This is a genomic window from Accumulibacter sp., assembly GCF_029255145.1.
Lineage (GTDB): Bacteria > Pseudomonadota > Gammaproteobacteria > Burkholderiales > Rhodocyclaceae > Accumulibacter.
The window spans coordinates 1-8,919 of the sequence record NZ_JAPUVQ010000095.1; the positions used below are offsets into that span (position 1 = coordinate 1).

5 protein-coding genes are annotated in these 8,919 nt (G+C 62.7%); 2 read left to right on the forward strand and 3 right to left on the reverse strand.

Annotated features, from left to right (window positions below; all coding sequences use genetic code 11):
- Nucleotides 1–748: 748 nt before the first annotated feature.
- A complete protein-coding gene (locus Q1L50_RS09340; RefSeq protein ID WP_300337813.1) occupies nt 749–2,287 on the reverse strand; it encodes an AMP-binding protein in 1,539 nt (512 codons plus the stop codon).
- A gap of 656 nt (nt 2,288–2,943) precedes the next feature.
- Here Q1L50_RS09340 and Q1L50_RS09345 point away from each other — a divergent pair.
- Together Q1L50_RS09345 and Q1L50_RS09350 are read left to right on the forward strand one after the other, a co-directional pair.
- The gene (locus Q1L50_RS09345; RefSeq protein WP_300337815.1) at nt 2,944–4,410 is read left to right on the forward strand and encodes a metal transporter; all 1,467 of its coding nucleotides are present in this window, start codon (nt 2,944–2,946) and stop codon (nt 4,408–4,410) included.
- A gap of 288 nt (nt 4,411–4,698) precedes the next feature.
- A complete protein-coding gene (locus tag Q1L50_RS09350; RefSeq protein WP_300337817.1) occupies nt 4,699–5,478 on the forward strand; it encodes an enoyl-CoA hydratase in 780 nt (259 codons plus the stop codon).
- A gap of 87 nt (nt 5,479–5,565) precedes the next feature.
- Here Q1L50_RS09350 and Q1L50_RS09355 read toward each other — a convergent pair whose 3' ends face one another.
- Both Q1L50_RS09355 and Q1L50_RS09360 read right to left on the reverse strand, forming a co-directional pair.
- Nucleotides 5,566–8,157, reverse strand: a complete 2,592-nt coding sequence (locus Q1L50_RS09355; protein WP_300337819.1) for a PHB depolymerase family esterase — start codon at nt 8,155–8,157, stop codon at nt 5,566–5,568.
- A gap of 254 nt (nt 8,158–8,411) precedes the next feature.
- Nucleotides 8,412–8,813, reverse strand: a complete 402-nt coding sequence (locus tag Q1L50_RS09360; RefSeq protein ID WP_300337820.1) for a Druantia anti-phage system protein DruA — start codon at nt 8,811–8,813, stop codon at nt 8,412–8,414.
- Nucleotides 8,814–8,919 lie beyond the last annotated feature (106 nt).

The following is an 8,919-nucleotide window of genomic DNA, read 5'->3' on the forward strand; positions in this document are numbered from 1 at the left end:
GATCAGTTGAACGACCTGCAGCTTGAAGCTCGGGTCGAACGTCTTGCGTTTTTGGCTCATCAATTGCTCCTCTAAAGGTGGATCATCCACCTATCGAGGTGTCCAGGGAAATTAGACCACGTCACTCCACGACTGCTCCAGTTGCTACCGGCCGGAGCGAAAGTTGCCGGGCGGGATTCGCACCCGCTGGAAAACAGCGCCTTGTCACGGCGCACTCCGACAGGCTGCTAGCGGCCGCCCAGAGCTGAGCGCCAAAGCCGGGAATGCGTTGCGGGCAGCAAGGTGGATAAGGCGTGTGCTGCCCCATCGGACGAACCGAAATTGAGTGCGTCGAGTGTTTCATGAGTCGTCCGTTCGGTGCTTCTACCGCGATTGCGTCCGCGTGGTCCGCCTCCGGAACCATTCCATGCCCGGCAGGAGGCAGCACGTGTCCGCGAGCGACTCAAAGATTTCGGGCGTTCTACATGGCCGGACACGCCTGACCAGCGTCGCCGTAGCGCCGGCCGCGATTCTGCTCGGTCTCGGTTATCTGGGCATCAAGCAGTAGTCTCCCGCTGCGGCAGTCGCCGTCGAAAAGCCGACCATCGCGCTGTCCGCGCTGCAGCAAGGAAGCCTTTTCCCGATAGCTGCGGCAAAGGGGCTTTTCGCCGAGGAAGGGCTCGCAGTGACGCTCGTTCCGGTTCCCGCTCCCGTGCCCACCGGCGACAAACGGCCATACCGTCTGCTCCTGGCCCCGGACCAACGCCGTTCACAAGCTGTCGCCCTCCTCCGCCTGGTAGGCGTCGCGCATCTCCCGCTTTAGCGTCTTGCCGGCGGCGTTGCGTGGGAAGTCTTCCATGATCCGCAGCGCGTGCAATCGCTGATAGCGGGCGCCGACGCGTTCGTTGATCCAGTCGCGCAGCGCGTCGGCGCCGACCACGGCACCGGCATGCAGGATCACCGCGGCGACCGGGGTCTCGCCCCACTTTTCGTGTGCCACCCCGAATACGGCGACTTCCCGGACCGCCGGGTGCCGCGCCGCAACCTCTTCGACATCGCGCGGATAGATCTTGACGCCACCGCTGTCGATCATATCCTTCTTGCGGTCGACGAGGTAGAGGTAGCCCTCGCCGTCGGTATACCCGAGATCGCCGGTGTACAGCCAGCCGTCGCGCAGCGCCTGCGCGGTCAGGTCGGGGCGGCCGTAGTAGCCGCCCATCAGCGACGGCCCGCGGCCGACGATCTCTCCTACTTCGCCGCTCGGCGCGTCGCTACCGTCTTCACGGACGATACGCATTTCGTAGAAGCACGGAGGCGATCCGACCGAACCTGACTTGCGCACCGACTGCGTCTTGTCGAGGATCGTCCAGAAACCCTCGGTAAGGCCGTAGAGTTCGTAGAAGCGGTCGGGCAGCAGGCTGTTGAGCAGATCCTTGTGTTCGCGGTACAGGGGCGCACCGAGCGACAGGATCATCTGCAGCGACGAGAGCTTCTCGGGCGAGAAATTCGGCGCGTTGAGCACGGCGATGATCTGCGCCGGCACCATCATGGTGTGCGTTACGCCCTCGCGGGAGATGATTTCGATCGCCTCTTCGGCGTCGAACTGGCGCTGCAGGACGTAGCGCGCGCCAAGATAGAAACAGGGCATCAGGGTGACGAAAGCACCATTGAAGACGATCGCACCGGTGTGCAGCACCACCGACTCCGGACTCATCCGCCAGGCCGATGCAAACAGGGTGCCGTACATGGAACGGACGAAATGGCTGTGCACGATCCCCTTCGGCAGTCCGGTGGTACCGCTGGTATACATGATGTTGAACAGGTCGTCGGAGCGCATCGCCGGAGCATCGGCGGCGCCCTCCGGACAGGTCTTGAGCATAGACGCGTAGTCGGGATAGTCGCCGCTGGCGCCGTCGACCATCAGCACGTGGTCGGCAGCCAGCCCGGGTAATTCCTGGCGAGCCTGATCAAGCATCGGCGCCATCGAGCGCTGGCTGACGACGCAGTTGGCTCCTGAATCACGAAGCAGGCTGGCCAGGCCGGACGGCATCAACAGTGGGCTCAGCGGCACCAGCACCGCGCCAATCGACGGCACCGCCCAATAGACTTCGAGCAACTCGCGACAATTCGACAGGGCCGTGGCCACCCGGTCGCCTTTGCGCACTCCCAGCCAGCTCAGCAAGCGGGCACAACGTCTGACGCGCACCTCGAACTGCTGCCAGGTCAGACGCTCCTGCTCGAAAACGACAGCGACCCGATCGGGTCGAAACTGCGCGTGGTGTTTGATCAGCGTCGAAAGTTGCAGCATTTTCATCCTCCCGTGCGTGCAGCTTTCCGCTTGGGCGGTTGCGGAATCCCGCTGCATGAAGCAGCCCCGGCGCCTACCGCAGCGACGACGCTCTCTCTCACTCTATCACCCCTCCACCTCAGCACCTGTTGGCCCGCCTGCCGTGACCTTGAGTCAACTGCCAGGTGATTGCGTCCGCTCCATCCGGCGCGCCTGCCCGGGCAGCGCCGACAGGAAGATCGATTGCCTGCTGGCGGCCGCCTTCGTCACCGCAGCGCAACATAGCAATACTATACAAAGTCACGGCGGCGTGCAGCGAAAACGGCTGCCTAACTTCAGTGCGCACTTCTACCAAGTCCGCGGCAGCGACCCTCAACCCGTCCACGCCCTACGGAATGCTCATCCTCTGGTCGTTTCGCCCTGCTGTGGAATTATCTTCTCCTTAACCTCCAAGGGGGTGAACAAATGGTGCCCGGAGGAGTAGAATTAATTGTGCGGTGCAGAATGACACTTCGCCAGACGGTCTTATCCAGATGCGTCTGTGCGTGTTAGGGTTGTTCGACTCGTTTCCCGCGAAGACTTCCGGGTATCCGGATTTTCCGCGAGGCCAAGGTACTCGTGGGTCGCCCACTGGGGCTGGCCCGTTTTGACTCATGTCAACTATTGGAGGTTGAAAGATGTACTCACTGTTAAGAGAAATGCCGGATTTCACCACGAGCTGGTGGCGGTACATGCTGGCGATGATGCGCGCTTCGAATCGCGAAGTCGGCGAGTTCAACGACAACCTGTTCATTGCCGCGCACATCGCAATGACCGCGGCCCGCGACAATCCGCTGAGCATGCTGGAAGCTTTCGAGGTAATCGAACACAACGTCAGCCTGGCCCGCAAGGGAGCCTCCGGAATGCAGGAGAAGATGGCCGACTACGCCTTCGACCAGATCGAGGAAGGAACGCGCGCCTACCTCAACACGATCCTCAAGGCCGACGGTGAGAAGCTCGGCGGCTACATGCGCCGCGAAGCCGAGATCATGGAAGCGGTCGCCAACTTCAACGAACAGATCGAGGCCATCGGCGACGAGTTCGGCTTCCACTTCGACACCCCCAATTACAAGCTGGTGCACGAAACCGACGCCTTCGACCTCTACCAGGTGATGCCGCTGAAGGAAGGAGTTGAAGTTCGCAAGGATCTGAAGCCGGTCGTTCTCGTCCCGCCGTACATGCTCGGGGTGCACATCCTGTCCTTCCTGCCCTTCGAGAACAAGAGCTACAGCCACTCCTTCGCCAACGAGGGCATCCCGACCTACGTCCGCGTCGTCAAGGACATCATGACCACAGAGAAGGTCCAGACGATGACCCCCGAGCAGGATTGCGAGCAGACTCGCGAAATCTGCGCCAAGGTCATGGAACTGAACGATGGCAAGAAAGTCACCTTGAACGGAACCTGCCAGGGTGGCTACATCTGCATGATGAACATCCTGTCGGGCAAGCTTCAGGATGTTTGCGACGCCTTGATCACCAACGTGACGCCGGTCGACGGCACCTACAGCGACGCGATCAGCGGCATGCCGACGATGCACCACGACTTCATCACCACCACCCTGCCGAGCGGCAACAAGGTCGCCAACGGCTACCTGCTGAGCCTCGGAATGCGCTTTGTGGCGATCGACCGCGAAACCCCGCTGGTCAAGGTTCTCGATCAGGCTTCGCTGCAGCGCGCCACCGGCATGAACCCCGGCAAGACACCCGCCGCGCTGTTCCGCTGGCTGCTCAAGGAACGCGTGCACCTGCCGCTGGCGATCGCCAACATGAGCTCGCACACCTTCCAGGATCCGATTGCAGACGATGGCAGCCTGCCGGTCAAGCTGTTCGACCAGCCGCTGAACATCAAGAGCCTGATCGACCTCAAAGTGCCCTGGTATCAGAACTACGCGATCAAGGACGACCTGGTCACGCCAGCCTGCGCCACCGCCGGCAACAAGTTCCTCGAAGGTTGGGACGGACTTGAGTCGGTCGCCTTCTTCGGCGGTCACGTGGCGATCCTGACCAGCCCTTACGGCAAGAAGGCGCCGGTTACCGGCGAATTCACCGACGCCAACGGCAAGGCCGCCCGCGGACCGGTGAAGTTCCAGATGGACATCTCCTGATCAACGGAGTGCCCCGGGAACTTGAGGCGCCGTGTCGCTGACGCCTGCTTTGTAATTCCCTGCATGCAGCGCGGCCGGCTAGACGTCAATCGTCCAGGCCGGCCGTGCCACGTGTGGACGGCTTCCGCCTGGAAAGAGTGCGGGCGTCGGAGCAGCGGCGCCGGGATAAATCGTTCATGATAGCGGTCGCGCCAAGCGCGACGCACAAGCCGATTGCAGCAGCATGAGTATCCACGTCTTTGCTGGATGCTCCAATATCATCCATTTTCTGGTCTGGAGAATTCCCTTATGAGCAACTACGTCAACATCATCGCCGAAGTCCGTGGGAAAGTCGGCGTGATCACCCTTAACCGCCCGAAGCAACTGAACGCCCTCAACGATGATCTGATGAACGAGTTGGGCAGCGCACTCGGCGGTTTCGAGGCCGACGAGAACATCGGCGCGATCGTCATTACCGGGTCGGAGAAGGCCTTCGCCGCCGGCGCCGACATCACTGTGATGCAATCGCTGTCGTACATGGAAGCCTACAAGGGCGATTTCATCACGCGCAATTGGGAAGGCGTCAAGAACTGCCGCAAACCGGTCATTGCTGCAGTCGCCGGCTACGCCCTTGGCGGTGGCTGCGAGCTGGCGATGATGTGCGACATCATCCTGGCCGCCGACAACGCGCAGTTTGGTCAGCCCGAAGTCCGCCTGGGCATTCTTCCTGGCGCAGGCGGTACGCAGCGGCTGCCGCGCGCCATTTCCAAGGCCAAGGCGATGGAGATGTGCCTGGCCTCGCGCAACATCGACGCCGTCGAAGCCGAACGCGCCGGCCTGGTTTCGCGTGTTGTCCCGGCCGACAAGCTCCTCGAAGAGGCGATGTCGACGGCCACCCGGATTGCCAGCTTCTCGCTCCCGGTGGTGATGATGATCAAGGAATGCATCAATCGCTCGTACGAGAGTTCGCTCGCCGAAGGTCTGCTGTTCGAGCGTCGCGCCTTCCATTCGGCGTTTGCCCTCGAAGACCAAAAAGAAGGGATGACCGCTTTCGTCGAGAAGCGCAAGGCCAGCTTCAGCAACCGCTGACCTGCCGGCCCCGCCCGCCGCCAGCACCCCCCCGGCCGACCCCTGTCGCCGCGCCGGGAGGGCCGCCTGCACTCGGTGCTCGGTCGGTCAGCAGTGGGCGACATCGACGGCGTTGCTGACCGTCACCTGGTCCACCCAGGCCTTGGCGTACACCGTGCTGTAGATGTTCGAATACGCCGCTACTTCGAGCGTCAGGGTCACCGTGCGGTTGGCAAAGCGCGCCAGATCGACCGCCGATTGACGCAGCCATTCGTTCTCCTGGTGGACCATCCCGATCGCCGTCACTTCATCGACGACGATCCCGTCAACCAGGACCCTGAAACTGGCGCTGGTGTAATCGTTGACTGCAGCGCTGAGATCGAGTCGCCGCACATAGCTCAAACCCGGCCGCGGGCCCAGCGCAATACGCCGCGATATCGACTGCGCCCTGGCGCCAACGGCGCCCGAGTCGCCCGACGACGCGTGCCCGTAGAGCATAGAGCCGCCGCGGAACGCGCGTGGGTCGTCATGCAGCAGATCCCAGCCGGCGCCTTCCCAGCCAGCGTTGTGCAGGGTGCCGTCGCGAGCGGCCGAAGCGGGGCGCTGGCCCAGGCCCTTGAGAACGCCGGCCGCCTCCAGCGCGGTCGAAATGATTCCCGGAACGTCGATCCCCAGCGGCGCGGTGCTGCGCGGCCGGTTGCCGGCCTTGAGCAGGCCGGCAGCCTGCAGCGACGCAGAAATGATCCCATGCACATCGAGACCCAACGGCGAGCTGCCACCACGCCGCTGATCGTCCGAGCCAGCGGCGTGCGCCTGCTCGGCCTGACGCGCCGATTCTTCTCTGAAGGCCTGCTCGCCCGCCTCGATCGGCCCGGCAGCGCGGGCCGTGTCCGCAGTCGCATGGGCTGCGGCACCCCTTTCCGTTTGGGCCGTACCAGCGGTTCTGGCGCTTGCATCGGCAGCAAAGCTTTCCGAGCGTGCCGGGCGACCAGCGAGCAATCCCCAAAAATCGGCAATACGGTGCGTGGAAGAAATCCCGACGGCGTTGAAGAACGGCGCCGCGGTACCGCACTGATGCGGCTCTGCTCCCGGATCGAGCGCCGCGCCGTGCGACATCCCGGTAATCGTGTAGGACTCTATCAGTTCCTCGCCGTCCGGCCCTTGCCAGACGCGCCGCGGATAGCCGGCCACGCGCATCTCGATTGTCGGCTGCAGATCAAGGCCGTGCACATCGGCCCATTGCTTGATAATTTCTTCAGCATTGACCGGCTTGACGGCGGTATCCGCATCGCCGTGCCAGACCGAGACCCTGGGCCACGGCCCCTGGTGCGGCGAAGCAGCCCGCACCAGTTCACCCCATTCCTTCGGCGAACGCGAACGCCCCTGGAAAATGGTTTCCAGGCCCTCCTGCAGACCTTTGGCGCTACGGTAAGGAACGCCCGCAATGACTGCGCCGCCGGCGAATACCTCCGGATAGCTGGCCAGCATCACGGCGGTCATCGCACCTCCGGACGAGGTGCCGGTCACGTAGACGCGGTTGGGATCGACAGCGTGGTCGGCGACCATCTTGCCAACCATCTGCCGGATCGACAGCGGCTCGCCGCGTTCCCGCTCGTTGTCTTCGGGCCGAAACCAGTTGAAGCAGCGCAGCGGATTATTGTTCCACTGCTGCTGCGGGAACAGTAGCGCGAAGCCATAGCGGTCGGCCAGCGTCGACCAGCCACTGCCCTTGTTGTATGACGCTGCGCTCTGCGTGCATCCATGCAGAACAACAACCAGCGGCGCGTCGGCCGGCAGACCTTCGGGGAGGTAGGTATACATCCTCAGTTCGCCTGGATTGGCGCCGAAGCCGGTCACTTCGACCAAGCGGTTCTCTTGCGAGTCTACCTGCTCGGACCAGGCTTGCACCGACGCCAGCGTCGACAGAAGTTTTTCCCAGCGACTGCCATGTGGCGTCTTGGCGGCGAGTTTTGCCATGTTGGCAATGGCGGCCATCTTGTGGCCCAGTTTGTTCAGCATTGGACGACTCCTGTCATCTGACAAGGTGGTAAGGCAGCCGATCTCGATCAATTTCCGGACCGGCAGGAAGACGGCGTGGAACAGGCCGGGATCGACCACTCCACCACGTTCGGGATCAAGCCACGCCGGCGGAAGGGCATCGGGGGCCAGGCCATAGGTGTGGCTGAAAACCGCGCGGCGGCCCTGCCACCAGGCGCTGAACTGCAGCGAGGCGACCGGACAGCCGCGGTTGACGCAGACGCCAAACAACTCGCCGGCGACGATCGCCCGAGTCTCGTTGGCGCAGGCCAGTTCCAGCAATCTGGCCAGCGCCTCGCCGAAGCGAAGTCCGTCGAGGCGAATCGCCGATTCGGGCTGTGCGTCGGCTGCGGCAGCGGCGACCGCAGGACCGAAAAGTACGCGGGGCGTGTTACCGGCCGGCACCACCGCTGCCGGCCGCAGATCTTCATAGCAACGAATCGCCTCAATGGTCTGCGCCTGTTGCGGCGCCGCCATCGCACCTATCAGCAGATGCGCGGCATACTGCGGCGTCGCAGGCGGCGACCCCCGCCCACGCGGTCCAGCAGGCACCAGGCCGCTGCTGACCATCAGGGTGACACGAAAGCGCAGGTCGCGCCGAGACTCGCCGAGAATGTCGGCAAGTCTCTCACTGAATTCGTAACGGGCGGGTCGAGCAAGCATGCAGGGACGATATCACGGCCAATTCGAATATGCACGTCTTTTTTTAGTAAGTGACACCTATGTAATTTTTTTACGCGATGAGCTCCGGGGCGATGGCTTCGCGCAGCGGAGCAGCGTGCCAGTCCGGCCGCCCTAGCAGCCTGTCGGACGGATCTTCCTCACGCCAGCAGGTAACTATTCGGTGAACCCATGGCCAAGCCGTATTGCGGAGTATCCCGGCTGTTACGTCGGCGGCTCTCCCGGGTCTGACGGCGCTATCGAGCGAGCAGTGAGCGGAAGTTGTTTCGCAGAGGATAGAGCCAGATGTCCTTGATGGGCAGGATGGGCTGATGACTTTGGCACTTTTTGCTGCGGCCGATGGTTTTCCCGACGTTGATCCCGTTGGCGGCTTTGTAGCAGGTGCCGCGATGGCGGGGTGTTTCGACGAAGGTTTCGAAGAGCACCGGGCGGTAGCCGTATCGCTGGAGCCAATCGTTGGGGAGTTGCCGCTGGATGACTGACAGGATCTTCGATGCCAGGCCCTTGGATTGTATCCACGGCAAGATTAGGAAGCGGGCGTTGTTGACGAACTGCAGGTTTCTCAGCCGCTGCACCTCGTCCCAGCCGATGAAGTGATCGCGCGGTGCGAGTTTCCAGGCGCTGTCAATTTGCGGCACATTAAGGCCAGCGAATCGCGGCGTAATGCGGCCAGGAGAAGTGGCTGTTTTAGCGGTTTCGGACGGGTCGGTTTTACGCCGTTTTTAGGCTTCTTGCAACGTGGCA

Coding starts and splice junctions, on each gene's coding strand:
- Q1L50_RS09340 (WP_300337813.1), bottom strand. CDS start 2,287: ATGCTGCAACTTTCGACGCTGATCAAACACCACGCGCAGTTTCGACCC.
- Q1L50_RS09355 (WP_300337819.1), bottom strand. CDS start 8,157: ATGCTTGCTCGACCCGCCCGTTACGAATTCAGTGAGAGACTTGCCGAC.
- Q1L50_RS09350 (WP_300337817.1), top strand. CDS start 4,699: ATGAGCAACTACGTCAACATCATCGCCGAAGTCCGTGGGAAAGTCGGC.
- Q1L50_RS09345 (WP_300337815.1), top strand. CDS start 2,944: ATGTACTCACTGTTAAGAGAAATGCCGGATTTCACCACGAGCTGGTGG.